Origin of the sequence: Natronoarchaeum mannanilyticum, assembly GCF_039522665.1 — an archaeon.
GTDB lineage: Archaea > Halobacteriota > Halobacteria > Halobacteriales > Natronoarchaeaceae > Natronoarchaeum > Natronoarchaeum mannanilyticum.
On the sequence record NZ_BAAADV010000007.1, the window covers coordinates 536,753 to 563,115 of the forward strand.

Here is a 26,363-nt window from a genome sequence, read left to right on the forward strand (position 1 = left end):
GTGACAAACCGTCCCGGTATGGATGACACCGACCGGCCCGTCGTCCTCGTCGTCGAGGACGAACCGGACGTCGCGGAGACCTACGAGCGGTGGCTTCGCTCCGAGTACGACGTCCGTGTAGCGGACGACGGCCCGACCGCGCTCGAGGAGCTCGACGGGACGGTCGACGTGGTGCTGCTCGACCGAATGATGCCCGGGATGTCCGGCGAGGAGGTCCTCCGAGAGATCCGCGATCGGGGCGTCGACTGCCGGGTCGCGATGGTCACGGCGGTCGATCCCGACTTCGACGTCATCGAGATGGGATTCGACGAGTACGTCACGAAGCCGCCCGAACGCGACGAACTGCTCGAGACCGTCGAGCGGCTGGTCGACCGCGCGTCGCTCGACGACGAGATGCAGGAGTACTACGCGCTGGTCGCCCGCCGGAGCGCGCTCGAAGACGAGAAGACGAGCGAAGAACTGGCCGACAGCGAGGAGTACGCCGAACTCGTCGATCGGATCGAAGCCGAGCGCGCGACGGTCGACGAAGATCTCGGAGATATGTCGTCCGACAGGGGGTTCGTCGGCGCCGTGCGCGAGATCGTGGACGAGGACGAGTCGACGAAAGGGGGCGATCGAACGTGAGTTCAGCGTACGACATCTCCGGCGTCCTTCCGAATGGGATGATAAAGGAACTCCCCGCCGGGACGAGTGTCCTGATCAACGGGCCGACGATGATCGGGAAGCGGGAACTCGCCTTGCGGTTGCTCGCGACCGGTCACGAGACCGGCGACGGGATCCTCTGCGTGACGACCAGCGACGACGCCGCGAGCCTGCTCGACGAGTTTGAACGCCAGATCCCGTCACTGGAGCGCGATCGTGTCGGCGTCGTCGACTGCTCGGGGGGCGACCACCGGCGAACGATCCAGGAGATCGCGACCGAACGGGTCGCCTCGCCGGGCGACCTGACGGGGATCAGCATCGGAACCGCGAAGCTCCTCCAGCGATTCTCCAAGCAGGACATCGAGGACGTCCGCCACGGGCTGGTGTCGGTGTCGACGCTGATCCAGTATCTCGACCTCAACACGGTGTTCAAGTTCCTCCACATCTACACCTCGCGGATCGACGACACCGACGGGCTCGGCGTGTTCACGGTCGACGCCGGAACGCACGATCGCCAGACGATCGACACGATCACCGGCGAGTTCGACTGCGTGATCGAGCTGCGGGAGGACGACGCGGGCGATCGAGAGATCCGGATCAAGGGGCTGTCGGGCGTGGACCGCAGCTGGCACCCCTACTGAGCGTCTCGGTTGCTGACACCCGTCCGGGCGTCTCGCCGACGCTCAGTCCCGGTGGCCCCAGCGCCGCCCCTCCTCGTCGTAGCGCGCCTCGGAGATGCGGTCGTGCTGGTCCCGCGAGAGATCGATGTCGACGGCGCCGACGTTCTCCTCTAGCTGGTCGGGCGTCCGGGCGCCGACGATCGGCACGCACGTGAACTTCCGCTGGTCGATCAGCCAGCGCAGGGCGACCTGCGCGGGCGTGGCGTCGACCTCGTCGGCCACGGCGCGGATCTCGTCGAGCACCTCCCAGCCCCGCTCGGAGACGTAGTACTCGTCGAAGTTGGGATCGATCTCGCCGCGCGAGTCGTCGGGCGCGACGACGCCGTCCTCGGTGCGCTCGTACTTGCCGGTCAGGAAGCCGCCGGCCAGCGGCGAGTACGGGCAGACCGCCAGATCCTGATCGGCGGCGACGTCGAGATAGTCGACGACGTCGTCGCGGTACGCGGCGTGGAACAGCGGCTGGGTCACGTCGAATCGCTCCAGGTCCTCGACGTCGCTCTTCCAGAGCGCCTTCGTGAGCTTCCAGCCCGCCATCGTCGAGGCGCCGAGGTGGTTGACCTTGCCCTCGCGGACAAGGTTGGTGAGGGTTCGGAGCGTCTCCTCGATCGGCGTCTCGTCGTCCCAGCGGTGGATGTAGTAGACGTCGAGGTAGTCCGTGCCGAGCCGGTCGAGCGTCCCCTCGATCTGGGCGCGGATGTGCTTGCGGCCGAGCCCCTGGTCGTTCGGTCCGGGCTCGCCCCAGCCGTCGAACTCGAAGTACACCTTCGAGGCGAGGACGAAGTCCTCGCGGTCCCGCTCGTCGAGCCACTCGCCGATCCACTTTTCGCTCTTCCCGTTGGGGTTGCCGTAGACGTTGGCGGTGTCGATGAAGTTGATCCCCCGCTCCTCGGCGGCGTCGAGCAGCTCGTGGGCTTCCTCCTTCGTCGTCTCGGTCTGGCCGCCGGTCTCCCGGCCGAAGCGCCAGGTGCCGAAACACAGTTGCGATACCGTCGTGCCCGTCGATCCGAGTTTCGTGTACTCCATACTCGGACGTGTGCTATCCGGCGGCGTAAACGGTGGGGTTGCGGCGGGATCGGCTGGCAGCCGGGCGGTGGGTCGCCGGCGGTGGCGTCAGCATCAGTGGCGGCGTCAGCATCAGTGGCGGCGTCAGCATCGGCGGCGGCGCCAGCATCGGCGGCGACGGTGTCGACCGGCGCGACGGCGTCGTCACGACGAAGTTCTCGACACCGGGGACATTTGTGTCTCGTCGTGGACGGACACCTGTGCCGTCCCGAGTGCTGGTGGCGTACGACGAATCGACCCAGGCGAACTTCGCGCTGCGGTACGCGCTGTCGACCCACCCCGACGCCGAGATCCGCGTCCTGCACGTCACCGACCCGCGGGAGTGGTACGACGCGGGCGACGTCGACGGCTACGCGTACGAGGAGTCCTACAGGCGTTCCCAGGAGTCCGCCGAGCGACTGCTCGAACGAGCCGAGGGGATCGCCCGGGAGAACGGCAGGGAGATAACGACCGATATTGCGGAGGGCAGAGCGGCCCAGACAATCGTGCGCTACGCCGAGGAGCACGGCTTCGACCACGTCGTGCTCGGAAGCCACGGTCGCAGCGGCCTGTCGCGGTTGCTGCTCGGGAGCGTCGCCGAGATCGTCGTCCGGCGGTCGCACGCGCCGGTGACGGTCGTCAGGAACGATCAAACCGGTGCGGAGACGGTCGAACGGTAGTCTCGGCGGTGATCGATCTCGACGGTCAGCCGAGAAGGTTGTCGAGCGTCAGCGCGACGAAGAAGGCGATCACGACCTCGTTGACGATCCAGGCGTTGTCGTTCATCCAGTTCCGGACCTTCGGGAGGACGGCTTCCGCGCGGTCGCCGAAGGCGAGCAGGACGAGCGAGGGAGCCGCCAGGACGAGTAGCGTGAGCAGCACGAACGGCGCGGCGTCGGTCACCGGGGCGTCCTGCGAGACGAGATAGGAGCCGACCGCGGCCGACGTGAGAAGGTCGGTCGGGAAGATCCCGAGGAGCAGAAAGCCGAGGCGGAAGGAAAACCGCGGCGTCGCGGCGCCGAGCGTTCCCATCCATCGCGGCGGCTCGGACTCTTCTCGGGTGCGGTACGTGTGGACCATCGCGAACAGGAGCGCGACGAGGACGACCGCGCTGAGGCCCGTTCTCGGAGCTCCCTGACCGATCGCGCTGATGCCGAGCGCGTACGCCAGCGCGACGACGAGGGAGATCGAGAGCGCCGCGCCGCCGACGAACGCCGCGGAGTTTCGACGCCAGTCCTCGCTGGTCGCGAGGAAGACGGCGCTGAGAAACTGAGGCCCCGCGACCATGACGACCACCAGCGGCAGGATTTCGAGGAAGCTCACGGACTGGTCACCGTCGATCGGCGTCGCGACGTCGTTCCGGGCGCGTCCGACGATCGGCCTGTGGCATCCGTGCGGTCGTCGAGAGCTCGGGCGTCCTTGGCGGAGCAGTCCCGCGGTCCGTCGCGCCGCCGGTCAGTGTCGACATCCTCGTACGTCCGCATATCCACGACCGCCGGCAAAAACGCACAGCCATAAGCCGCTTCGACCGTGAGGTCTGGACAATGACAGTTCGGATCGCGGGGATCGGACTCGGCGGACTCGGATTGCTGGAACTGGAGCAGTTCGCGGCGATGGAGGGCGTCGAGGTGGTCGCCGGCGCCGATCCGTCCGCGGCTGCCCGGGACAGATTCATCGAGGCGTTCGAGCAGCCGGTGTACGAGTCGACCGACGAGTTGCTGGCGAACCACCCGGACCTCGACGCCGCGACGATCGCGTCGGTCCACGCCGGCCACTTCGAGCAGGCGACGGCCTGCATCGAAGCCGGCCTCGACATTCACCTGGAGAAGCCGATGGTGACGACCGTCGACGAGGCCGTCGCGCTGGTCGCCGCCGCCGACGAGCGCGACGCCCTCGTGCAGGTGGGCTATCAGCGCCACGTCGACCCCTACTACGTCGAGTTGCGCCGACTGATCGAGGAGGGCGCCGTCGGGACGCCGCGGATGGCCCACTGCCACCTCCAACAGGATTGGCTGCGCGACTACGCCCGGAGCTGGCGGGGCGACCCGACGCTGTCGGGCGGCGGGTTCCTCTACGATTCGGGCTCACACATCATGGACGCCCTGCCGTGGGCGCTCGACGCCGAGCCGAACGAGGTCGCCGCGCTGACCGACGACCGCGACGAGGGGATCGAGATCGACGCCGCGATCTCGGCGCGGTTCGAGCGCGACGACGGCGTCGTCACGGCCAGCGTGGGCGTCTGTGGCGACGGGACACGAACGCCCGACGTCGACGACGGGCTGACCGTCTACGGCACCGAGGGGAGCCTCCACTACGACGGGGACGAGCTGGTTCACGTCAAGCGCGGCGGCGAGGAGCGCGCGGTGGAGGTCGACGGCGACACCGACTTCGAGGCGCTGACTCGGAAGAAGCTGGAGAACTTCGTCGCCGCGATCCGCGGCGAGGAAGAGCTCGTCGCGCCGCCCGAAGACGGCCTGCGCGCCATCGCGTTCACCGAGGCGACGGTGCGAGCCGCCGAGCGGGGCGAGACGGTCGACGTGCAGCAGCTCGTCGACGCGGCGCGGGCGCGCTGACGTAGGGAGCAGGTGCAGAGTACAGCGACCAAACCGAACCGCCTTTTCGCGTCGACTCCCGAGACGCAGGCATGACAGACGTGCTCGTCGCCGAAAACGTACAGAAGCGCTACGGCGACGCCGAGGCGCTGGACGGCGTCTCGCTGACGGTGCGGGCGGGCGAGGTGTTCGCGCTGATCGGACCGAACGGCGCGGGCAAGACCACGCTCGTCCGCGCGCTCACCGGAACCACGACACCCACGGAGGGATCGGTATCGGTGTTCGGCGAGGCGCCGACGGCCGTCGCTCGGGAGCGGATCGGCGTCCTCCCGCAGGATTTCTCGCCGCCGGGGCGCCTGACCGGGCGCGAACTGATCGAGTACTACGCGGGGCTGTACGACGACGCGATCGACCCCGAGGAGGTGCTCTCGACGGTCGGGCTCGCCGGGGACGCCGACACCTGGTACGAGAAGCTCTCGGGCGGCCAGCAGCGCCGCGTTTGCCTGGGCGCCGCGCTGGTGAACGACCCCGAGCTGCTATTTCTGGACGAGCCGACGACCGGAATCGACCCGGCTGGACGCCGCACCGTCGCCGAGCGCGTTCGTGCGCTGGCAGCCCGCGGGACGACGGTGTTTCTCACCACCCACGACATGGCCGAGGCCCAGCGGCTGGCCGACCGCGTCGGACTGCTCTCGGCCGGCGAACTGGTCGCGGTCGGGCCGCCCGAGGAACTGGTCCGCGAGCACGGCGGCGACGCTCGGCTGTACGTCGAACTGGACGCCGAGCAGTTGGAAAGTGGAGAGGCTGCGGCGTCGAAACCTGATCCCGAGGCGGTCGCGAGCGATCTCGCAGCGGACGGCGTCGCCGCGACGCCGACCGACCGCGGCGTGGAGATCACCGGGATCGATCCGACGGAGATCGGACGCGCGGTCGAAGCCATGGAGGCCCGGGGCGTCCCGTACTCCTCGCTGACCTGGCGCGAGCCGGGCCTGGAGGACGTCTATATGGAGCTGGCAGGCGACGAGGAGGGCGGCGCCGGGAGCGAGTTGGGGGCGCGCGCTCGCGCCGCCCCACCCGAGGGTGAGAGGACCGACGGTCCTCGAACGACGTCAGCGCGAAGCTCTGACGGAGGTGAGACGCGATGACGGCGACCGGACGCGTCGCCGCGGAGTTCGACGCCGCGTGGCGCTCGTTCCTGCGCCGGAAGACGGCCGTCTTCTTCACGTTTTTCTTCCCGGTGCTGCTGATCGTTATCTTCGGCGCCCTCGTGCGCACGGACCCCGGCGCCGGCGGCGGTCTGTTCACCGAGCCGCCGGAGTACTACGTGCCGGGCTACGTCGCGACGGTCGTGCTCTTTACCCCGCTCTCGCGGCTCGGCAGCACGGTCGCGCGCCACCGCGAGGGCAACCGCTTCGAGAAGCTCGCGACGACGCCGCTGTCCCGCGCTGAGTGGCTGGCGGCGCGCACGCTGGTCAACACCGTCATCATCGGCATCGCGAGCCTGCTCGTGCTCGTGCTGGTCGCCGTCCTGACCGGCGCTGCGCTGCCGCTGTCGCCGCTGCTGGTGCCCTACATCGTCTTCGGCGTCGTGCTCTTTTGCGGCGTCGGCGCGGTGCTGGGCGCGGTCACCGAGTCTCAGGACGGCGCGGTCACGGCGAGCAACACGATCGGGCTGCCCCTCCTGTTTCTCTCGGACACGTTCGTCCCGCCCGAACTGCTGCCGGAGTGGTTCGGCCCGCTGCAGAACCTCTCGCCGCTGACGTACTTCGCGCGCGGCGTCCGGGCGCTGACGCCGGGCCAGAGCGGCGATCCGCTCGGGCCGCTGGCGATACTCGCGGTACTGGCCGCGATTTCGTTCGTCATCGGCGCGTACGCCATCCCGCAGACGGACTAACTCGACAGCCTCCGTTTTTCGTCGAGCGCGTTCGGTCGCGACGTGACACCTATCACTGCGTACCCGTAATGACGCGAGTATGAACCCCTTGCTGGGAGTGTGGATCGGCATCGCGGTGACGTTCGCGGCCAGAGGCTGGGATATCGAGTGGCACGCCGCCAACGGCGCCCACTCGGGGATCGTGCCGCCCCACCTCCTGCTCGCGCTCGGATACGCGGTCATGGCGATCGCCGCGGCGCGAGGACGCCGCGGCGCGGCCGGTCGCGAGCGGACGTACCTCTCGGCGATCGCGCTCGCGGCGGGCGTCGCCGCCGTCGGACAGATCGCCGACCAGCTCATGCACCTGCTGGCGATCGAGGGCGTCGGCATCGCGCTGGCGCACCTCGCGTCGACGTTCGGCTTCCTCGTCGCGGCGTTCGTCGCCGTGGTCGCGACGGTCGCGGCCGCACGGAGCGGCGCGGGCGAAGCGGCGTCGTGAAAACAGCCTCTCGAAAAGCGGCGCCGCGAGACCGGTCGGTCAGTCCGTCGGATCGAACGCGCAGGCGGCGTCCTCGGTGAGGTTCTCCTCGTCGATGTGGGCGGACAGACAGGCGTAGTTGCAGAACTGGCCGGCTTGCTCTCGGTCGCCGTCCGCGGCCGATTCGAGAAAGAGCGGATCGTGGGCGTAGACGTCGCTTCCGCAGTAGGTGCACTCGGTCATGGTGGCGATACGAGCCTGAACTGAAAGTCGCTTGCGGCGAAAGCGGGGTATGTCGGAACTACGGCAAGACTACGAGCGCCGGCTCGAACGTGTAGCCGTACGCGTGGTTGAGGATGACGTACGTCACGACGCCGAGCACGAGGCTAAGGATCCACGACCCGGCGGCGATCCGCCCGACCTTCGCGTGGGGCGTGTTCCGGAGTTCCGCGGGCGTGTGTGTCAGCCCGAGCAGGAACGCGTACAGCACGACCGGCATCGTCACCACCGACAGCACGATGTGGACCAGCAGCATCGCGAAGTAGCTGTAGCGCACCAGCTCCGGCACCGTGTCGACGATCGCCTTCTGGCCGCCGCCGCCGACCTTCGGGAGGTACATGAGCAGGAACAGGATGATGAGCACGAACGCCGCGCTCATCGCCGCCCGGTGCTTGTCGACCTCGCCGTTACGGATCCAGTACCAGCCCGCACAGAGACAGATGACGGCCAGCGAGTTTACGACCGCGATCGCGTGGCCGAGGAGGTTGACGCCCGACTCCGAGATCTCCGGGAACACGGGGAGCCAGCCCCCGAACGTCCCCGCGACCAGCCCGTAGCCGACGACGGTGAGCAGGACGGTCACCGCCCCGACGTTGTCCTTGACTCGCTGGCGCGGCGTTGCTGTCGCCATGGGCGAGGGTTGGGAGTCGCTCGGTATCTTCCTGTCGCTTCGATGCCGGATCGTCGTACCGTGGGCCCGCGACATCGGCCCTCGTCTCCGCCGCTCGACGCCCCAGCCGAAGCGTCGACCGGAGCCCCAGCCGAACCGCCGAAGGGCGCCGGCCCGATCGCGTTTATCATCAACGTTTAAACGAATCGGCGAGCTACCTAGACGCATGAGCGCCGACCAGAAGCAACGGTCGATCCGCTGTCTCGTGGCCAAGGTCGGGTTGGACGGCCACGACAGGGGAGCACACGTCATCGCGCGGGCGTTCCGGGACGCCGGGTTCGAGGTGATCTACTCGGGGCTGCACAAGGCGCCCGAGGAGATCGTCCAGGCCGCCGTCCAGGAGGACGTCGATGTCTTGGGCATCTCGATCCTCTCGGGAGCGCACAACACACTGATCCCGAAAGTCGTCGAGGGGCTCGAGGAGTACGGCGCGTTCGAGGACACGCTGTTGCTGGTCGGCGGCGTGATCCCCGACGAGGACAAGCAGGAGCTCAAGGAGCAGGGCGTCGCCGAGGTGTTCGGGCCGGGGACCGAACTCGAGGAGACGATCCAGTTCGTCCGGGAGAACGCGCCGCGACGATGAGCGGCGACAGCCAGGGGGGGCAGGTCGCCGACGAGCCGCCAGCGCTGATTTCGGAGCTGCTCGCGGGCGACCACCGCGCGCTGGCCCGCGTCATCACGAAGATCGAGAACCGCGCGCCGGGCTACCGCGATCTCGTCTCGGCGCTCCACGAGCACACCGGCGACGCGGCGGTCGTCGGCGTCACCGGCAGCCCCGGATCGGGGAAATCCACGCTGGTCGACAAGCTCGCCGAGGAGTACCGCGATCGGGGCCTGACCGTCGGCGTCATCGCCGTCGACCCCTCCTCGCCGTACACCGGCGGCGCGGTGCTGGGGGACCGGATTCGGATGGCCTCCACGGTGGGCGACATGGACGTGTTCGTCCGGTCGATGAGCGCCCGCGGGAACCTCGGCGGGCTCTCGACGGCTACCGCGGACGCGGTCAAGGCGCTCGACGCGTTCGGGAAGGACCGGATCATCATCGAAACGGTCGGCGCCGGCCAGAACGAGATCGACGTGGTCCGAGCGGCCGACACCGTGGCCGTGCTCGTCCCGCCCTCCAGCGGCGACACCGTCCAGATGCTGAAAGCCGGAATCCTTGAGATCGCCGACGTGTTCGTCGTCAACAAGTCGGATCTGGACGGCGCCGACCGCACGGTCAAGGAGCTCCGGGAGATGATCGACCTGCGCGACGACGTGAATCCCGTTCTGGGCGCTGGAAAACACGGTCCGGAGGGCGGACCGGCACCGGGTGACGGCGCCGACGCCGACCCGGACGAGGGCGCCGCGGGAACACTCGACACGGTGGAGGGGGAGGAAGCGACGTGGACGCCCAGCATCGTCGAGACGGTCGCCACGCGCGGCGAGGGCGTCGACGCGCTGCTCGACGCGTTCGCGGCCCACCGCGAGCACGTCGCCGCGACCGGCCGCGCCGACGAGATGGAACGGACGCGCTACGCCGAGGAGATCAGGACGCTGCTCCGGGACGACGCCGCGGGGCTGCTGGAACGGGAGATCGAGCGCCGGGGCGGGATCGACGAGTTCGTCGACGCCGTCGTCGCTCGCGAAACCGATCCCTACGAGGTCGCCGACGACCTGCTCGGGCCGCTGCGCGAGTGCGTCGAGCAGCGAGCGCGCGACGAGGACTGAGCGCGCGACGAGGAGGGACCGACCGCCGCCGACGGCGCGGCAGAAGCCACCCCATCTAAGTCCGCTCAGAACTAACAACAGGGTATGAAGCTCCGAACCCTCCTCGCAGGTGCTGCCGGCGCCGTCGGCGCGACCGCGCTCGCGAACCGGGCGATCGCCGGGTCAGTCGACGACCTCCAGCCGGGCGTGTACGGCGAGCAACACACCTACCGCTGGCGCGGCATGGACGTCGCGTACACGGAGCTCGGCGACCCCGACGACCCCGACATGGTGCTGTTCCACGGCGTCGGCGCCGCGGCGTCGAGTCGCGAGTTCGCCGACATCGCCGGGTCGCTGGCCGAGGAGTACCACCTCCTCGTTCCGGATCTGCCCGGGTTCGGTCGCTCCGACCGGCCGCCGCTGGTGTACTCGGGCTCGCTGTACGAGGGGTTCGTCACGGACTTCCTGCGCGACCTGACCGACGAGCCGATCGTGCTCGCGTCGTCGCTGAGCGGCTCCTACGCCGTCCAAGCCGCCCGCGACGTCGACGTCTCGCGACTCGTGCTGATCTCCCCGACCGACGAGACGATGCCCGGTCGGCGCGTCTGGCTGCGCAGCCTCCTCCGGTCGCCGCTCGTCGGCACCGCGCTGTTCAACGTCCTGACGAGCAAGCCGGGGATCCGCCACTTCAGCGCCGATCACGGCTTTTTCGATCCGGAAAACGTCGACGAGAGCTACGTCGAGGATCGCTGGCGGAGCGCCCACCAGCCCGGCGCGCGCTACGCGATGGCGTCGTTCGTCAGCGGCTTCCTCGATCCCGAGGAGAATCTGGACGAGAACCTCGAGGCGCTGGACGTCCCGACGACGCTCGTCTGGGGGCGCGAAACCGAGACGACGCCGCTGAGCGAGGGTCGGACGCTGGCGGAACACGCCGACGCGCGGCTGGTGGTCGTCGACTACGCGAAGCTGCTCCCCCACGTCGAGCATCCCGACGCCGTCCTCACGCTGCTGGCCGACGACCTCTCGATCGCGCAGCAAGACTGAACTAGCCGAAAAAGCAGTCCGGATTACTTCTATCGCCGCTCGAACACCAGCAGCCGCTCGCCCGTCGTCTCGGTCGTGGCGACGTCGACGCCGACGACCTGCCCGGTTTCGACGGCGTCGGGGTCGACGCCCCGCAACTGCCCCGTGAGCCGCACGGGGCCGAAGTCGGCGATCGCGACGACGTACGGCGCGTCGTCGGCGAAGTTCGGCGTCGCGACGTGCGTGACGGTGTACGTGTCGATCTCGCCCGACGCGGGAAGCCGCTGTTCGGTCAGTTCGGTGTCGCCGCAGTCCGGACAGACCCGCCGCGGCGGCAGCGAGCCGTGACCGTTCGAACACTCGAGGTAGTACCCCTCGCCCTCGGCGACGGCGTCGAGCGCATCGTCGAACCCCTCGTTCCGAACATCCTCGCTTTCAGTCATTCTCGCACCTCCATGACGTGGACGACGGCGCTAGCGACCGTCCCGCCGGCGTTGTGGGCGACCCCGACGTCGGCGTCGGGCACCGCGTCGCTGTTGACGTGGTCGCCGCGCAGCAGCTTCACTACGTCGGCGATCTGGCCGACGCCGGTCGCGCCGACGGGGTGGCCCTTCGCCTTGAGGCCGCCCGAGAGGTTGACCGGATTCTCGCCGCCCGCCGCCGTCTCGCCCCGCGTCGCGGCGTCGACGCCCTCGCCCGTCTCGTACAGCCCGAGCGACTCGATCGCCAGCACTTCCGCGATCGTGAAGCAGTCGTGGACCTCCGCGAGGTCGACGTCGGCGGCGGAGATTCCCGCCTCGTCGTAGGCCTCCGCGGCAGCCTCGTCGGCGGCCGGCGAGGTCGCGAGGTGCTCGCGGTCGTGGAGCGCGAGCTGATCCCCACCCTGTCCCGTCCCGGTGATCGCGACCGGCGCATCGACGTCGTGGTCTGTGGCGTACTCGTCGCTGACGAGGACCGCCGCCGCGGCGCCGTCGCTGATCGGACAGGAGTCGTACAGCCCGAGCGGTTCGGAGACCATCGGCGCGTCGAGCACCTGCTCGACGCTGATCTCGCTGTTGTACTGGGCCTGCTCGTTGTCGAGGGCGTGCTCGTGGTTCTTCACGGCGATCTCCGCGAGATCCTCGCGGGTGCCGCCGAACTGCTCGAAGTACGCCCGCGCCATCAGCGCGTACGCGCCGGGGAACGTCATCCCCTGGCGGACCTCCCAGAGATCGTCGGCCGCGATCGCCAGCGCCTCCGTGGCGCCCGCGGTGCCGAGGTTGGTCATGCGCTCGGCGCCGCCGACGAGCAACACGTCGGCCTCGCCGTTCCGGATGTCCTTGACGGCCTGTCGGACGCCGGCGCTGCTGGAGGCGCAGGCTGTCTCGTAGCGCGTGGCCGGCGCGCGGATCCCCGCGGCCTCGGCCATCAGCGGGCCCTGATGGCCCTGGTGCTCCGCGAGTTCCCCCATGAAGTTCCCGTAGTAGAGCGACTCGACGTCGGCTCGGTCGACCCCGGCGTCCGAAAAGGCCTCGGCGCTCGCCTCCCCGAACAGGTCCCGACCGGTCCGTTCGGGCGCGTTCCCGAACGACGTCACACCGACTCCGGCCACTCGTACGCCTGGCATGTGTCCCGGTAGGCCGTCGAGCGGATATATGTCTTGGGTGCCCCAAAATTGATAGTTCGAGGTAAGCGCGACGTAACGCGTCGCTTTCCGGCGGATCGGTCGCGGGCCGGCGCCCGTCCTCGAGGGGCCGGTCGGCATCGGTCTCGGCGATTCCGGTGGCTTTCTATACGTCGCGCCGCTAGGTCGACCCATGACGGAGGAGCCCGGACTGAGCGATCAGTACCGGAAGTCGAGTCCGTGGCCGCTGTTGATCGCGCTCGGTCTCCCGCTCTCGGAGATCGGCATCTTCCTGGGGCTATACCCCGTGGCCGTCGGGGGCCTGCTGCTCCTGCTGGGGAGCATCGCCGGCATCCTCAGGGAGACCGAGTACGTTTCGAGCCCCTGGCCCGTGTTCGCCGGGATGTCCGCGGTCCTGATCGCGGCCGGGATCGGCGTGTTCTTCTACGTCGGCGGCTCGGTCGATGGCGGCGCCGTGACGGCCGACGGGCTCGCGCTGCGCGGGCTCTCGATCGCGACGGCCGGCGTCATCGGGGTCGTCGGCGCCGTGGTCGGCCGCTCGCGGACGCGAGCGCAGCCCGGCGTGTAGGCGAGACGAGCCATTCCGTTCTGTCGACCGACATCTTCTTGCACCGACACGGTAGTTCTCGAATACGATGAGTGTCGAGCGAGCGATCGTCTTCGACCTCGACGGGACGCTGCTGCATTTCACTCGCGACTACGGCGGCGTACTCCGAGACGCCGTCACCGACGTCGTCGGCGAGGTTCCCGAAGGTGCTCTGGAAGCATACGACCGCGAGTTTTACGACCGGTTCGAGCGTTGCGAGCCCGACCCGATCTACGAAGCGTTCGCCGAGTTGGATCTCGACGCCGCGCCGGGCGAGCTTCGAGCGGCGCTGCGCGAACGCGAAGTCGAGATGTGCCAACCCCACGACGAAGCCGCAGCGGACCTCGAACGGCTCGGACGCGAGTTCCGCATCGGCGTCCTGACCAACGGCGTCACCGAGTGGCAGCGCCACAAGCTGGAAGCCTACGGGCTGGACGAGCACGTCGACGCCTTCGTCGCTTCTTACGAAGTGGGCGCCCACAAGCCCGACGCGGCGCCGTTCCGCTACGCCGAAGAGCGGCTTCCGGCCGACGAGTACGCGATGGTCGGCGACGACGACGCCGACGTCGACGGCGCGCTCGCCGCGGGCTGGGCCGCCCACCGCTACGACGGCGACGGGTTCGGCGATCTGCCGGACGCGATCGAATGGTGAGGTGCCGCGAGGACGCCACCGCGCAGTCGCGAGACGACTGGCTGGAAACAGAATCTATATCTGGCCCGCCCCGCAAACGTCGCGTAATGTCACGCGAACTGTTCGACCGGGAGACGATGTTGGACCTGTCGGTCAACATCATCCCGCTGGGCATCCTGGTGTTTTTCTTCGGGCTGTACATCTTCGCGAACCCCTGGGGGTTCGACGCGGTGTTTAGCACCCTCCAGTTCTCGATCATGGGCCTGATCCTGATCGCGCTGCTGGTGGTGACCTACCTCTCCGGGAAGGCCGTCGAGCGCGACGAGCGGCGCTACGGCGAAGAAGAGCACTGACTGCTGGTTCTGCGGCGTCGCCGCGCGGACGCAGTTCTCGACACGTTCTCTCGTCCCCCGCCGCCCCATCTCCCGGCAGCAAACCGTGGTAATCGGGCACACGATTTACACGAACCGAACACGTTCGGCGGTGGAAATACGAACCTTTCTTTAACAAGCAATCCTGACCTCCGTGCATGGAAAACGGACAAGTAATCCTGGCGGTCCTCATGGGGGCCTTTCTCGTGGCCGTCGCGGGCGCACTGACGCGCCTGGATCAGTGGGATCCGTCGCCGACGACGGGCGGTGCGGGTGTCGGCGACGAGGCGTCCCACGGGCATCGGGAGAAACCGAGCGGGATTCTGCGCTGGTTGACGACGGTCGACCACAAGGACATCGGCATGCTCTACGGAACGTACGCCGTCGTCGCGTTCGCGTGGGGCGGCATCGCCGTGATGCTGATGCGCCTGGAACTCAGCTTCCCGGGCGAGACGATCATCGGCGCCTCGACGTACAACGCCCTGCTGACGAGCCACGGCATCACGATGCTGTTCCTGTTCGGAACGCCCGTGATCTCGGCGTTCGCGAACTACTTCATCCCGCTGCTGATCGACGCCGACGACATGGCGTTCCCGCGGATCAACGCCATCGCGTTCTGGCTGCTCCCGCCGGCGGCGCTGCTGGTGTGGGGCGGGTTCTTCCTCGCGCCGTTCATGGACACGGTCGCGGGCGCCCAGACGTCCTGGACGATGTACCCGCCGCTGTCAGCCTCGAGCACGGCGATGGGGACGCCCGCGGGACCGAACGGCGTGATCAACGCCGGCGCGGACCTGATGATGCTGGGGCTGCACCTCTCGGGGATCTCGGCGACGATGGGGGCGATCAACTTCATCGCGACCATCTTCACCGAGCGCGGCGAGGACGTCGGCTGGCACAACCTCGACATCCTCTCGTGGACGATCCTCACCCAGTCCGCCCTGATCCTGTTCGCGTTCCCGCTGCTGGGCAGCGCGCTGCTGATGCTGCTGGCCGATCGTAACTTCGGGACGATGTTCTTCGAGGTCGGGGGCGGGGGACCGATCCTGTGGCAGCACCTGTTCTGGTTCTTCGGCCACCCCGAAGTGTACATCCTGGTGTTGCCGCCGATGGGGATCATCAGCTACGTCCTACCGAGATTCGCGGGGCGCAAGCTGTTCGGGTTCAAGTTCGTCGTCTACTCGACGCTGGCGATCGGCGTCCTTTCGTTCGGCGTCTGGGCCCACCACATGTTCGCCTCCGGCATGGACCCGCGACTCGAAGCGGCGTTCATGGCGGTGACGCTCTCGATCGCGATACCGAGCGCGGTCAAGACGTTCAACTGGATCACGACGCTGTGGCAGGGATCGATCAAGCTGACGGCACCGATGCTGTTCTGCATCGGCTTCATCTCGAACTTCATCATCGGCGGCGTCACCGGCGTGTTCCTCGCCGCGATCCCCGTCAACCAGACGCTCCACGAGACCTACTACGTGGTCGGCCACTTCCACTACATCGTGATGGGCGCCATCGGCTTCTCGGTGTTCGTGGGCCTGTACTACTGGTTCCCGCTGTACACCGGCCGGATGTACCAGCAGGCCCTCGCGAAGTGGCACTTCTGGCTCTCGATGGTCGGCACCAACGTCGTGTTCTTCGCGATGATCCTGCTGGGCTACGGCGGCATGCCCCGCAAGTACGCCAACTACGAGTTCCCGATCGGGCCGACGAACCTGTTCACGGACCTCCACCAGATCGCCACGTTCGGCGCCATCATCCTGTTCGTCGGACAGCTGATCTTCCTGTGGAACTTCGTGGTCTCCTGGCTCGAAGGACCCCGCGTCACCGACGACGACCCGTGGGATCTGGCCGAGCACGGAATGAAGGGCCGCGAGTGGGACTGGTTCGGCGAGAACAAGCTCCTCCCGATGACCGACGGCGGCGAGGACGACGACGCAGACGTCGCAACTGACGGCGGCCAGCCGGTCAACGCTGCCGACGACGCCGACGAGTAGTCGGCAACCGCGCTTCTGCCTTCGGATCCCGCTTTCACGATCGGTTTTTATCGCATCTGTTTTGGCGAACGTTTTTGCCGCGCGCGCAGATACTCCGACTATGAACCCGCAGTCCCTCCATCGGTCGGTCGACGCCGAACGCGGCCCCGGGCTGCGCGAGTACGGATCGGTGTTTCTGGTGTTGCTCGCGTCGCGACTACTGGGCGAATTCGTCGCAGATGGGTTCGAGGCGACGCGAGAACTGCTATCGGACGCGCTCGACCCGCAACTGGTCGGCGCGGTCGTGTACGCGGCGCTCGGGCTGGCGGTACTCGGCGCCGCCTACGCCGCGCGCCGTCGTCTGCGTCCGACACGGGCCGCCCCGGAGCGACACGAACTGTTCACGCTCGCCGGGGCGACGGCGATGCTGCTCCTGTTCGGCGCGTACCTGTTGCACGGCGCTGTCGACCTTCCCGCGTTTCCCGGCGACGTGGTCCCCTCTCTCCTGGCCGGCGGCGTGACCGCGGGAGCGGGCCTGCTCTACGCCAGGAGTCGCGATATCGACCTTCGGATCGAAGCCCCGAAGCGCGACGCGCTCCCCGCGACTGGACTTACGATCCTCGTCGGCGCGCTCGCGGGACTCGGCTGGATCCTCGCGCTCGAAATCGGCGGGAACCCTGTCTTTCGCCCGGCGTTCGCCGGCGTGTTCGGTCCGGAACCGCAGCTTCGTGTCGGCGAACTGTTCTGGAACGCGGTGCTTCCGAACCTGTTCGTCGGCGTCGGGCTGGGTGTCCTGTACAACGGCGCCGTTCAGGAAGGGCTACGCGAGCGCGTCGGGGCTGCCGGCGCCGCCGCCGCGGTCACGACGCTGATCGGCGTCACGGCGTGGGGATCCGGCGAGTTCGCTCGCGTCGCCGACGCGCCCCCGACGATCCTGACAGCGGCCGTCGTCGTCCTTCTGGGGGTTCTGGGCGCCTCGATCGCCGTCCGGGGGACTCGGTTCCTGCAGCGAACGCGCGATGCCGACGCGGCGCCGATCGTGACAGCGTCGGCGAGCGCGCTCGTCGTCGCGGTCGCTCTGATGGCCGTCTCCGCGCTCCGATGGTACCCCCCTGGATTCGTCGCGAGTGGGGCCAGCTATGCGGTCGTCGGGGCTACCGCAGCTGTGGGTTACGAGCGGTCGCGTTCGCTCTGGGTGCCGGCCCTCTCGTTCGCCGCGTACCTGTTCGTCGTCGATCCGGACGTCGCACTGCACGTATCGAGGGCGCTCGGCTGAGTCGGAGAAAATGGACGTTTCGACGCCGCTGCGGCGTCAGCTCAGGACGATGAAAAATCCGGTCAGGAACATCATCGTCACGATCGCGCCGAGCACGAGCCCGAGCAGTTCCTTCTCGCTCATAGTTCAACTCAGGCGCGACGAGTGGAAAAGCCTATTCCTTCCAGGCCCGACCGTTCGAACGTGACAGACGCCGAATCGACGTTCGAGGGGATCGATGCCGGCGAGGGGCTCGACGGCCGGCGGTTCGTGATCGGGCTCTACCTGGCGCTGGTCGGCGTCACCGCGACTATGGGAGCGATCCTCTCGGTAGTGCTCACCGGGGTCGAGGAGTCGCTGACGCTGTTCGGGATCATCGCTCTCCCGCCGACGGCAGCCGGATTCGCACTCTACGGCGGCCTCACGGTCGCGGTGATCCTCGGCGTCCCGCTGCTCGCGATGATCTACATCTCCGAAAAACGGTAGAAAGCGCGGCCGAAACACGGTGGACGGGGGTCACCGAACCGCCGACGAGACCCTCAGTCGCCGCCGACTTGCTTCTGGATCTCGTCGACGATCTCGGGGTTGCGCAGCGTCGACGTATCGCCCAGCTCCTCGCCGTTAGCGATCTCCTCGAGCAGTCGTCGCATGATCTTGCCCGAGCGCGTCTTGGGGAGTTCCGGCGTGAAGATGACCTCCTCCGGACGCGCGATCGGGCCGATGGCGTCCTCGATGCTCTCGACGACCCGTTCGCGAAGCCGTTCGTCGCCCTCGGTGCCTTCCTCGGTGATGGCGTAGACGTACACCGCCTCGCCTTTCACCTCGTGGTCGCCCCCGACGACCGCCGCCTCCGCGACGCCGGGAACGCCGACCGCCGCCGACTCGATCTCCATCGTCCCGAGGCGATGACCCGAGACGTTCAGCACGTCGTCGACGCGACCGAGGACGGTGATGTAGTCGTCCTCGTCGACCTTGGCGCCGTCCTCGGGGAAGTAGATCCACTCGTCCTCGTCGGGCTCGGAGTACTCCTCCCAGTACTCGGAGACGAACCGCTCGTCGTTGTCGTAGAGGGTGCGCAGCATGCCGGGCCAGGGCTTCTGGATCGTGAGGTGGCCGGCCTGACCGGGCTCGACTTCCTCCTTGTCGGGATGGATCACCTTGGCGTCGATGCCGGGCAGCGCAGGGCCGGCCGAGCCGGGTTTCATCTCGTTGACGCCGGGGAGGGTGGTGACCATCATGCCGCCAGTCTCTGTCTGCCACCAGGTGTCGACGACCGGGCACGACTCGTCGCCGATATGTTTGTAGTACCACTTCCAGGCGCGGGGGTTGATCGGCTCGCCCACGGTGCCGAGCAGGCGCAGGCTCGACAGGTCGCGGCTGGCCGGCCAGTCCTCGCCCCACTTCATGAACGCACGAATGGCGGTTGGGGCGGTGTAGAAGATGTCGACCGCGTTCTTCTCGACGATCTCCCACAGGCGATCCTTCTCGGGGTAATCCGGCGTCCCCTCGTACATCATCGTCGTCGTGCCCAGCGCCAGCGGCCCGTACACGATGTAGGAGTGGCCCGTGATCCAGCCGATGTCCGCCGAGCACCAGTAGGTGTCCTCGGGTTCGATGTCGAGGACGGCCCGGCTGGTCCAGGCGCAGTACGAGAGGTAGCCGCCGGTGGTGTGTTTGACGCCTTTCGGTTCGCCCGTCGTCCCCGAGGTGTACATCAAGAACAGCATGTCCTCGGCGTCGCGGGTCACCGGCTCGACCCGATCGCCGTCGTGGGCGTCGACCAGATCGTCGTAGTCGCGGTACTTCTCGCCGAGGAAGTGCGTCAGTTCGTCGCCAAGCCGATCGACTACGACGACGTTTTCGACCTCGTGGTCGACGCCGCGCAGACCCTTGTCGGCTTTCTCCTTGTGATTCAGGGCGTCGCCGCGGCGGTAGTAGCCGTCGCAGGTGACGAGATACTCCGAGTCGGCGGAGTTCATGCGCGTCGCCAGCGCGTCAGCCGAGAAGCCCGCGAACACGACCGAGTGGGGCGCGCCGATCCGAGCACAGGCCAGCATCGCGATCGGCAGCTCCGGGATCATCGGCATGTACAGCGTGACCACGTCGTCTTCCTCGACCCCAAGATCGCGCAGCGCGGCGGCGAACTCGTTGACCTCGCGATACAGGTCCTGATACGTGTACGTCCGCGTCTCGCCGAGTTCCCCTTCCCACTTGATCGCGGCCTGGTTCTTCCGACCGTTCTCGACGTGCCGGTCGACGCAGTTGTACGCCGCGTTCAGCTCACCGTTCACGAACCACTCGTAGAACGGGGCGTCTTCCTCGTCGAGCACCTCGTCCCACTCGCTCTCCCAGTCGAGGAGCTCGGCCGCCCGTTCCCACGATTGGGGCCAGTTCTCCTCGAACTCCTCGTAGATCGCCTCGTCGGAGACGTTGGCCTGCTCGACGAACTCTTCGGGCGGCTCGAAGGAATCCTGTTCGGCCAGGCGAGCCTCCAGCTCGACGTCGGGATCGTCAGTCATGGCGTACGTTCACGTGGAGGGTGCGGGAGGATAAACGTTATCAAAGATTGCGAAAATCCCCGGGACGGCGGCGGGTCAATCGGAAACGCGAACGGCGGCTATCGACACAGCGGCGTCGGGACGCCGCCGGACATGAGTCCGGCGAGCCCTGCCTCGCACACTCGGCAGGACGCCGCGGAGCGTTCGGAACGCGGCCACCCGGACCGAACTCACGCCATCCCGATCTCCTCCTCGTAGGAGCCGTGGGCCTCCTCGAACACGCGCATGATTTCACCCATCGTGGCGTACGCTTTCACCGCCTCGATCATCGCGGGCATCGTGTTCTCGCCGGCGTCGACGGCGTCCTCGATCCGTGCCAGGGCGTCCGCGACGGCCTCGTCGTCGCGTTCGTTCTTGACGTCCGCGAGGCGGTCGCGCTGGCGCTCCTCGACGGTCTCGTCGACCTTGAGGATGTCCGGGCGGGTGTCCTCCTCGATGGTGAACCGGTTGACGCCGACGACGACCTCCTCGCCGCTCTCGACGCGCTCCTGATACTCGTAGGACGCCTCCTGGATCTCGCGGTGGAAATAGCCGCGTTCGAGCGCCGTCAGGACGCCCTCGCGCATCGAGCCGTCGCCCATCTCGCGGATCTCCGCGAGGTACTCCAACGTCTTCCGCTCGGTCTCGTCGGTCAGCGCCTCGACGGCGAAGCTCCCGCCCATCGGGTCGACGATGTCGGCGGCGCCGGACTCCTCGGCGATGATCTGCTGGGTGCGCAGCGCCACCCTGACGGCTTTCTCGCCGGGCAGCGCGAGTGCCTCGTCGAAGCTGTTGGTGTGCAGGCTCTGGGTCCCGCCGAGCACGCCCGCCAGCGCCTGGATCGTCACGCGGGCGACGTTGTTCAGCGGCTGCTGGGCGGTCAGGCTCTGGCCCGCGGTCTGGGTGTGGAACTTCAGTTGTTTCGACGCCGCCGCGTCGGCGTCGTACCACTCGTCCATCAGGCGCGCGTAGATCCGCCGCGCGGCCCGGAACTTCGCGATCTCCTCGAAGAAGGAGTTGTGGCAGTTAAAAAAGAAGGAGAGCTGGGGCGCGAACTCGTCGACGGCCATCCCGCGATCGAGGGCGTCCTCGACGTACGCGAACCCGTCGGCGAGCGTGAACGCGAGTTCCTGGATCGCGGTCGACCCGGCCTCGCGGATGTGATAGCCCGACACGGAGACGGGGTTGAACTTCGGCGTCTCCGCGGCGGCGAACTCGATAACGTCCGTCACCAGATCCAGCGACGGCTCCGGGGGAATCACCCACTCCTTCTGGGCGATGAACTCCTTGAGCATGTCGTTCTGGAGGGTGCCTCGGAGTTCCTCGCGCGGGACGCCCTGCTGGTCGGCGATCGCGACGTACATCGCGTAGATCACCGGCGCCGAGGGATTGATCGTGAAGCTCGTCGACACCTCGCCGACGTCGATCCCCTCGAAGAGGATCTCCATGTCCCGCAGCGTGTCGACCGCGACGCCCTCCTTGCCGACCTCGCCGTCGGTCAGCGGGTCGTCCGAGTCCTTCCCCATCAGCGTCGGCATGTCGAACGCGGTCGAGAGCCCGGTCTGACCTTCGTCGATCAGGTAGTGAAAGCGCTCGTTCGTCTCGGTCGCCGTACCGAAGCCGGCGAACTGGCGCATCGTCCACGTCCGGCCGCGGTACATCGTCGGGTAGACGCCGCGCGTGAACGGTTCCTCGCCGGGGAAACCCAGATCGTCCAGGTAGTCGAGGTCGGCGACGTCCGCGGGCGTGTACAGCCGATCGACGTCGAGATTCGAGACCGTCGCGAACCGCTCCTTGCGCTCGCCGTGGCGGTCGAGCGCCGGGTCGAGCGTCTCCGCCTCCCACTCCTCGCGGGCGTCCCTGATCGACGCGAGGTCGTCCTCGTCGTACATGTCCGCTAGTTTTGCAGGACTAATGATGAAGATTCGGGTGGGTCGAAGCGGACGATCGAGGAAAAGTACCGGCAGAAAGTCACCAAACGATCGGTACCGTCGGTTCTCGGTTGCGCCAGCGCTCGACGCCGCGCTCTCCGCCTCGGCTATTGCTCCTCGCCGTCCGGGTCGACGACCTTCTTGCCCGTCTCCATCGGGACGACCTCCTGGTCGGCGTCCTCCCACTCGCGGTCGAGTTCCCTGCCCTCGAACAGCCGATCGAGGAAGACGGCCAGTCCGGCGACCTCGGAGTGGGGCTGGTTCGTGACGCCGACGTTCCAGTCGGCGGCCTCGTACACGTCGAACGACACCTTCTCGGCGCCGACGACGATCAGGAGCGACTCGCCGTCGTCGTCGCGAGTGGCCCGAATCTCGTCCTCGACGTCCTGGACGCGCTCGCCGTACATCGTGAGGTGGGCGATCCGGCCGTCCCAGTTCCGGAGGACCGCCTTCGGCGAATCGGTCACCTCTGCCTCGAACGGCCCGCCGAACCGATCGGTGATGTCCCGCACCGTCTCGGCGGCCTGGCTCCCGCCGGCGAAGATCGCCCGATCGGCGCCGAGCGCCCGCGCCGTCAGTCCGACGTGCGTCGTCATGCGGTCGTCCCGTCCCGGCCGGTGGCCCAGCCGCAGGACGGCGACCGCTGGCTCCCCGTGCATACGTTCGGCCTCGCACGGCGCGGGTTAGGGGGTTTCGCTTCCGACCGGTCGGCTCCGAGGCACCCGAAAATGTTACAGCACGGCTCCCCGAGCATGAATGTTATTCGACCCCAGGAACCCAAAGAAACTTTACACGAAACTTAAAGTACCCGGTAACTATCCACGAACAAGTGGCATGACCGGGAAGATCGAGGCGATCGAACGGTGCGCGTACTGCCGGAGCTACGTTCCGGTGACGCCCGTGGACGTCGGCCGATCGGGCGAGGAGACCGGGCTGCGGGCAGTCGTGACGATCTGTCAGGCCTGTCAGAACGGCGGGTTGTGAGCGCGGGAGTCGATCGAGTACTGGAGCCGAGCGAAAACGGCGACGCGAAGCCGGGAGCTATTCTGCGGTGCGATCGGGCTCCGACATCTACCGAGCGAGTGCAGCCGACGCTTCGTCGCGGAGTCGGGCCGTCGTCGCTTCGATGTCGTACTCGACGACGCCGGCTTCGTCCAGCTTCGGCAGGTGAACGTGGTGTAGCTCCGCGGCGATCGCCTCGCGGTTCCGCGCGTTCCACTCCGATTCGAGGTCGGCGGCGATTTCCGTCGGGCTGACGGCCGCATCGTCGCGCTCGGCGATCGACCGGACGACGCCGCGCCGTCGCTCGTCGGTGATCGAACGGTCGTCGAACAGCGACTCGATCGGCGTCGGATCGGCCGCGTCGGTCGGATCGGCCGCGTCGATCGGATCGGCGACGCTCGGCGTCGCGTCGGCATCCTCGAACGCCTCCCTCGCGTCGGCGTTCCGCACCGCCGCGTCGGCGTCACGCATCCCGGTGTCGGCGTCCTGCATCGGCGCCGCAGTCTCCTCCCCCGATTCCTCGACGTCCGACGCCGACGTCGCGCCGCCGATCTGTTCGGTGAGCCGCGTCGTGTGCAGCCCGAACGCGAGCCCGAGCACGGCGCCGGCCGAGGCGACCGAGACGAGGCGGAACAGCGACTCGACGACGACGGGCTCGCTCGTCCCGGCCGACATGACCGCCCAGCCGGCGACGACGCTGAGCGCGACGACGCCGACGAACCAGCCCTGGGCGACCGTGTACACCTCGCCCGGCTCGAAGTCGTTCGTCGCGAGCCAGTAGCCGCCGTACATCAGCACGGCCGGCATCGCCGCCGCGGCCGCGAGTTCGATCCACCACTGCTCGAACGGCTCCGGCACGGCGACGACGTACATCACGCCGACCAGCGCCGCGACGAAGCCGATTCCGGTCGCCGCCCACTCCCCCAGAGAGGGCACGGAGCGATCCCGGGTGCGGTCGTGCAGGGACATCCTGACGCGTAGGTCCGCAGCACGACTACATTATTCTTTCCCCGGCACGCTCCGCGATGAATTATGCCTCTGCTAACCAGAAACGACCCGAAACCCCAACCGCGCGATGCAGAAACCCTTTTGTGGTCGCCTTCGTCTCCCTGTGGTATGAGCAAGCGCGAACTCCTCGATCTGCTCCTCGAGAACGCCCGCTACTCGACGGCGGACCTCGCTCGAATGACCGATCTCGACGAGGACGAGGTCGTGGCAACCGTCGAGGCGCTCGAATCGGAGGGCGTCATCAAGGGCTACCAGGCGGTCGTCGACTGGAACAAGGTCGCCGAGGAGCGCGTCCGCGCGTCGGTCGAGCTCAACGTCACCCTCGACCGCGAGACCAGCTACGGCGACATCGCCGAGCGGCTCGCGAAGTTCCCGCAGGTGACGACGCTGCGGCTCGTCAGCGGCGACTACGACTTCGAGATGGAAGTCGAGGGCGAGTCGATGCAGGAGGTCTCGAAGTTCATCAGCGACAAGGTCGCGCCGGTGCCCGAGATCACCCAGACGGTGACCCACTACGTGATGGACACCTACAAGGATCGCGGGCTGCAGATGAGCGACGGCGACGACGACGATCGCCTCTCGGTCTCGCCATGAAGGTCAGCGACCGCGTCGAGGAGGTCCCACCCTCCGGGATCCGCAAGTTCTTCGAGCTGGCCGAGGAGATGGACGACGTCATCTCGCTGGGGGTCGGCGAGCCCGACTTCTCGGCGCCGTGGGCCGCCCGCGAGGCCGCCATCGCCTCGCTGGAGCAGGGTAAAACCTCCTACACCGCCAATCGGGGGCGCAAGGACCTCCGCGAAGAGATTTCTGCTCACGTCGCCGAGCGCTACGGATTGGAGTACGATCCCGACGACGAGATCATCGTGACGACCGGCGTCAGCGAAGGCGTCGACGTCGCGCTCCGGGCGCTGATCGACCCCGGCGACGTCGTCGCGGTCCCCCAGCCGTCGTACGTCTCCTACGAGCCGGGGATCACGTTCGCCGGCGGCGAGCCCCTGCCGGTGCCGACCAGCGACGACGAGTTCAAACTGACAGTCGAGGGGCTGGAGCGAGCGGGCGCAGCGGACGCCGACGCGCTGCTGTACTGCTACCCCAACAATCCTACGGGTGCAATCATGACCGAGGACGACCTGCGCCCGGTCGCCGCGTTCGCCCGCGAGCACGACCTGACGGTGTTCGCCGACGAGATCTACTCGGAGCTCACCTACGGCCACGAGCACACCTCGATCGCGACGCTGCCGGGGATGCGCGAGCGGACGGTCGTGTTCAACGGGTTCTCGAAGGCCTTCGCGATGACGGGGCTGCGGCTGGGCTACGCGCTCGCGCCGCCGGAGGCCGTCGCCGGGATGAACCGCATCCACCAGTACTCGATGCTGTCGGCGCCGACGACCGCACAGTACGCCGCGATCGAGGCGCTGCGCAACTGCGAGGAGGAGGTCGCCGAGATGATCGGCCAGTACGATCGCCGCCGCCAGTTCGTGCTCTCGCGGTTCGACGAGATGGGCATCGACTGCTTCGAGGCCGAGGGCGCGTTCTACGTGTTCCCCGAGGCGCCGGGCGGCGACGACGAGGCGTTCGCCGAGGCCCTGCTGCAGGAACACGGCGTCGCCGTCGTCCCGGGCTCGGTGTTCGGCGAGGACGGCGAGGGCCACCTGCGGGTGTCCTACGCCACCGGGCTGGACGATCTGCGGGAGGCGATGGACCGGATCGAGACGTTCGTCGAGTGAACGGGTTCGTCGAGATTTTTGTAGACTGACGGCGCTGATTGCTGCGAATCGGCGCTCGAACGTTCTTGAACCGCTCCTAGGAATACAGCAACGGCCGATACGGACGGCAACATCTCGAAAGCCCTCGGCCCGCTCCTAGCAACCGTGACAGCAGAGAACACCTGGACCGCGAAAGCCCTCGGCCCGCTCCTAGCAACGGTGAGAGCAGAGAACACCTGAATCGCGAAAGCCCTCGGCCCGCTCCTAGCAACGGTGAGAGCAGAGAACACCTGAATCGCGAAAGCCCTCGGCCCGCTCGCGGTGTCTGTGGTGGATATCCTCACTTCGTTCGGATAGTGCCACCGCAGACGCCGCGACCGCACCTCGCCCTTTCAGTCCACCGGAAGACTCGCTCCGCTCGTCTTCCGAGCCCTGCCTCGCTTCGCTCGGCAGGACACCAGGACAGTACCGCGACCGCTTGCGCGGGTCGCCACAAGGGCGACCACGCGCACCCCGGCCCTCCCCCGGGGCGCGGCATGAACGCCGCGCCCGGCCATGCGGTTGCGGAGGCGCGCGCTGTCGAGCCTTCATGGCGAGACAGCAGCGCGCGAGGGGCGAACGAGGGAGCGACGCGACCGAGTGAGTCGGTTGGGGAGGATGAGGCTAGGTTGGGAGGGAATGAAAGGGGCCGCCGGGCTCGGTCCGGTGAGGCGAAGCAAGCACCACAGCGACTGAAAGGAGCGAGGAGCGCAGCGAGTCGCAACCGGTCGAGCCCGGCGGGGGCTTTCAGAGCGTTGTTGGCAGTCGCCACAGTGCCA

The 26,363-nt window shown here is 67.9% G+C and carries 29 protein-coding genes; 19 read left to right on the forward strand and 10 right to left on the reverse strand.

Annotated elements, in window-relative coordinates; genetic code table 11:
* Positions 1 to 18 precede the first annotated feature (18 nt).
* Together ABDZ81_RS15790 and ABDZ81_RS15795 are read left to right on the forward strand one after the other, a co-directional pair.
* The gene (locus ABDZ81_RS15790; RefSeq protein ID WP_343775011.1) at positions 19 to 624 is read left to right on the forward strand and encodes a response regulator; all 606 of its coding nucleotides are present in this window, start codon (positions 19 to 21) and stop codon (positions 622 to 624) included.
* Positions 621 to 1,283: an RAD55 family ATPase gene (locus tag ABDZ81_RS15795; protein ID WP_343775013.1), complete on the forward strand. Its 663-nt coding sequence runs from the start codon at positions 621 to 623 to the stop codon at positions 1,281 to 1,283. Before ABDZ81_RS15790 ends, ABDZ81_RS15795 begins: the two co-directional genes overlap by 4 nt.
* Positions 1,284 to 1,325: 42 nt before the next feature.
* Here the strand turns inward: ABDZ81_RS15795 and ABDZ81_RS15800 are convergent, their stop codons facing one another.
* On the reverse strand, positions 1,326 to 2,345 hold the full coding sequence (locus ABDZ81_RS15800; protein WP_343775015.1) for an aldo/keto reductase: 1,020 nt from the start codon (positions 2,343 to 2,345) through the stop codon (positions 1,326 to 1,328).
* A 32-nt stretch (positions 2,346 to 2,377) separates the two neighbouring features.
* On the opposite strand from ABDZ81_RS15800, the gene ABDZ81_RS15805 reads away from it, so the two are divergent.
* Positions 2,378 to 3,043, forward strand: a complete 666-nt coding sequence (locus tag ABDZ81_RS15805) for a universal stress protein (protein ID WP_343775017.1) — start codon at positions 2,378 to 2,380, stop codon at positions 3,041 to 3,043.
* 25 nt (positions 3,044 to 3,068) lie between these two features.
* Here ABDZ81_RS15805 and ABDZ81_RS15810 read toward each other — a convergent pair whose 3' ends face one another.
* Entirely contained in the window at positions 3,069 to 3,686 is a 618-nt protein-coding gene (locus ABDZ81_RS15810; RefSeq protein ID WP_343775018.1) for a GAP family protein, read from the reverse strand.
* 221 nt (positions 3,687 to 3,907) lie between these two features.
* Between ABDZ81_RS15810 and ABDZ81_RS15815 the strand changes: the two genes are divergently transcribed.
* From ABDZ81_RS15815 to ABDZ81_RS15830, 4 genes are all read left to right on the forward strand, one after another.
* Positions 3,908 to 4,936 carry a Gfo/Idh/MocA family protein gene (locus ABDZ81_RS15815; protein ID WP_343775019.1) on the forward strand — a complete coding sequence of 343 codons (1,029 nt, stop codon included), beginning with the start codon at positions 3,908 to 3,910 and terminating at the stop codon, positions 4,934 to 4,936.
* 71 nt (positions 4,937 to 5,007) lie between these two features.
* Positions 5,008 to 6,060 (forward strand): ABC transporter ATP-binding protein, encoded by a 1,053-nt coding sequence (locus tag ABDZ81_RS15820; RefSeq protein ID WP_343775020.1) that lies wholly within the window; start codon positions 5,008 to 5,010, stop codon positions 6,058 to 6,060.
* Positions 6,057 to 6,809, forward strand: a complete 753-nt coding sequence (locus ABDZ81_RS15825; protein ID WP_343775022.1) for an ABC transporter permease — start codon at positions 6,057 to 6,059, stop codon at positions 6,807 to 6,809. Before ABDZ81_RS15820 ends, ABDZ81_RS15825 begins: the two co-directional genes overlap by 4 nt.
* A gap of 79 nt (positions 6,810 to 6,888) precedes the next feature.
* Positions 6,889 to 7,287 carry a hypothetical protein gene (locus tag ABDZ81_RS15830; RefSeq protein ID WP_343775024.1) on the forward strand — a complete coding sequence of 133 codons (399 nt, stop codon included), beginning with the start codon at positions 6,889 to 6,891 and terminating at the stop codon, positions 7,285 to 7,287.
* A 39-nt stretch (positions 7,288 to 7,326) separates the two neighbouring features.
* Here ABDZ81_RS15830 and ABDZ81_RS15835 read toward each other — a convergent pair whose 3' ends face one another.
* Together ABDZ81_RS15835 and ABDZ81_RS15840 are read right to left on the reverse strand one after the other, a co-directional pair.
* Positions 7,327 to 7,509 (reverse strand): hypothetical protein, encoded by a 183-nt coding sequence (locus tag ABDZ81_RS15835; protein ID WP_343775026.1) that lies wholly within the window; start codon positions 7,507 to 7,509, stop codon positions 7,327 to 7,329.
* 58 nt (positions 7,510 to 7,567) lie between these two features.
* Positions 7,568 to 8,176 carry a DUF420 domain-containing protein gene (locus ABDZ81_RS15840; protein WP_343775027.1) on the reverse strand — a complete coding sequence of 203 codons (609 nt, stop codon included), beginning with the start codon at positions 8,174 to 8,176 and terminating at the stop codon, positions 7,568 to 7,570.
* 205 nt (positions 8,177 to 8,381) lie between these two features.
* On the opposite strand from ABDZ81_RS15840, the gene ABDZ81_RS15845 reads away from it, so the two are divergent.
* The 3 genes from ABDZ81_RS15845 (at position 8,382) to ABDZ81_RS15855 (ending at position 10,948) form a co-directional block, all read left to right on the forward strand.
* Positions 8,382 to 8,798: a cobalamin B12-binding domain-containing protein gene (locus tag ABDZ81_RS15845; protein ID WP_343775029.1), complete on the forward strand. Its 417-nt coding sequence runs from the start codon at positions 8,382 to 8,384 to the stop codon at positions 8,796 to 8,798.
* The gene (meaB, locus tag ABDZ81_RS15850) at positions 8,795 to 9,925 is read left to right on the forward strand and encodes a methylmalonyl Co-A mutase-associated GTPase MeaB (RefSeq protein ID WP_343775031.1); all 1,131 of its coding nucleotides are present in this window, start codon (positions 8,795 to 8,797) and stop codon (positions 9,923 to 9,925) included. The genes ABDZ81_RS15845 and meaB overlap by 4 nt, the downstream gene beginning before the upstream one ends.
* 84 nt (positions 9,926 to 10,009) lie before the next feature.
* Positions 10,010 to 10,948 carry an alpha/beta fold hydrolase gene (locus ABDZ81_RS15855; protein ID WP_343775033.1) on the forward strand — a complete coding sequence of 313 codons (939 nt, stop codon included), beginning with the start codon at positions 10,010 to 10,012 and terminating at the stop codon, positions 10,946 to 10,948.
* 29 nt (positions 10,949 to 10,977) lie between these two features.
* Here the strand turns inward: ABDZ81_RS15855 and ABDZ81_RS15860 are convergent, their stop codons facing one another.
* Entirely contained in the window at positions 10,978 to 11,370 is a 393-nt protein-coding gene (locus ABDZ81_RS15860; protein ID WP_343775034.1) for a Zn-ribbon domain-containing OB-fold protein, read from the reverse strand.
* On the reverse strand, positions 11,367 to 12,533 hold the full coding sequence (locus ABDZ81_RS15865; protein WP_343775035.1) for a thiolase domain-containing protein: 1,167 nt from the start codon (positions 12,531 to 12,533) through the stop codon (positions 11,367 to 11,369). The genes ABDZ81_RS15860 and ABDZ81_RS15865 overlap by 4 nt, the downstream gene beginning before the upstream one ends.
* Positions 12,534 to 12,723: 190 nt before the next feature.
* Between ABDZ81_RS15865 and ABDZ81_RS15870 the strand changes: the two genes are divergently transcribed.
* The 6 genes from ABDZ81_RS15870 (at position 12,724) to ABDZ81_RS15895 (ending at position 17,847) form a co-directional block, all read left to right on the forward strand.
* Complete coding sequence (locus ABDZ81_RS15870; RefSeq protein ID WP_343775037.1) at positions 12,724 to 13,119, forward strand: DUF7541 family protein; 396 nt, start codon at positions 12,724 to 12,726, stop codon at positions 13,117 to 13,119.
* A 67-nt stretch (positions 13,120 to 13,186) separates the two neighbouring features.
* The gene (locus tag ABDZ81_RS15875; protein WP_343775038.1) at positions 13,187 to 13,789 is read left to right on the forward strand and encodes an HAD family hydrolase; all 603 of its coding nucleotides are present in this window, start codon (positions 13,187 to 13,189) and stop codon (positions 13,787 to 13,789) included.
* 86 nt (positions 13,790 to 13,875) lie between these two features.
* Positions 13,876 to 14,121, forward strand: a complete 246-nt coding sequence (locus ABDZ81_RS15880) for a DUF6684 family protein (protein ID WP_343775040.1) — start codon at positions 13,876 to 13,878, stop codon at positions 14,119 to 14,121.
* A 209-nt stretch (positions 14,122 to 14,330) separates the two neighbouring features.
* Positions 14,331 to 16,127: a cbb3-type cytochrome c oxidase subunit I gene (locus tag ABDZ81_RS15885; protein WP_343775316.1), complete on the forward strand. Its 1,797-nt coding sequence runs from the start codon at positions 14,331 to 14,333 to the stop codon at positions 16,125 to 16,127.
* Between the two features lie 100 nt (positions 16,128 to 16,227).
* Positions 16,228 to 17,382, forward strand: a complete 1,155-nt coding sequence (locus ABDZ81_RS15890) for a hypothetical protein (RefSeq protein ID WP_343775042.1) — start codon at positions 16,228 to 16,230, stop codon at positions 17,380 to 17,382.
* A 183-nt stretch (positions 17,383 to 17,565) separates the two neighbouring features.
* A complete protein-coding gene (locus tag ABDZ81_RS15895; RefSeq protein WP_343775044.1) occupies positions 17,566 to 17,847 on the forward strand; it encodes a DUF7520 family protein in 282 nt (93 codons plus the stop codon).
* Positions 17,848 to 17,900: 53 nt separating this feature from the next.
* Here ABDZ81_RS15895 and acs read toward each other — a convergent pair whose 3' ends face one another.
* The 3 genes from acs to ABDZ81_RS15910 form a co-directional block, all read right to left on the reverse strand.
* A complete protein-coding gene (gene acs, locus ABDZ81_RS15900) occupies positions 17,901 to 19,880 on the reverse strand; it encodes an acetate--CoA ligase (RefSeq protein WP_343775045.1) in 1,980 nt (659 codons plus the stop codon).
* 209 nt (positions 19,881 to 20,089) lie between these two features.
* Positions 20,090 to 21,790, reverse strand: coding sequence for a methylmalonyl-CoA mutase family protein (locus ABDZ81_RS15905; protein WP_343775047.1), 1,701 nt, complete (start codon positions 21,788 to 21,790; stop codon positions 20,090 to 20,092).
* A 146-nt stretch (positions 21,791 to 21,936) separates the two neighbouring features.
* Positions 21,937 to 22,488, reverse strand: coding sequence for a tRNA (cytidine(56)-2'-O)-methyltransferase (locus ABDZ81_RS15910; RefSeq protein WP_343775048.1), 552 nt, complete (start codon positions 22,486 to 22,488; stop codon positions 21,937 to 21,939).
* Positions 22,489 to 22,663: 175 nt separating this feature from the next.
* On the opposite strand from ABDZ81_RS15910, the gene ABDZ81_RS15915 reads away from it, so the two are divergent.
* Positions 22,664 to 22,813 (forward strand): hypothetical protein, encoded by a 150-nt coding sequence (locus ABDZ81_RS15915; RefSeq protein ID WP_343775049.1) that lies wholly within the window; start codon positions 22,664 to 22,666, stop codon positions 22,811 to 22,813.
* A gap of 87 nt (positions 22,814 to 22,900) precedes the next feature.
* On the opposite strand, the gene ABDZ81_RS15920 is transcribed toward ABDZ81_RS15915, so the two are convergent.
* A complete protein-coding gene (locus ABDZ81_RS15920; protein WP_343775050.1) occupies positions 22,901 to 23,800 on the reverse strand; it encodes a DUF7344 domain-containing protein in 900 nt (299 codons plus the stop codon).
* 147 nt (positions 23,801 to 23,947) lie between these two features.
* Between ABDZ81_RS15920 and ABDZ81_RS15925 the strand changes: the two genes are divergently transcribed.
* Positions 23,948 to 24,433 (forward strand): Lrp/AsnC family transcriptional regulator, encoded by a 486-nt coding sequence (locus ABDZ81_RS15925; protein WP_343775051.1) that lies wholly within the window; start codon positions 23,948 to 23,950, stop codon positions 24,431 to 24,433.
* Positions 24,430 to 25,566, forward strand: a complete 1,137-nt coding sequence (locus tag ABDZ81_RS15930) for a pyridoxal phosphate-dependent aminotransferase (protein WP_343775052.1) — start codon at positions 24,430 to 24,432, stop codon at positions 25,564 to 25,566. The genes ABDZ81_RS15925 and ABDZ81_RS15930 overlap by 4 nt, the downstream gene beginning before the upstream one ends.
* Positions 25,567 to 26,363 lie beyond the last annotated feature (797 nt).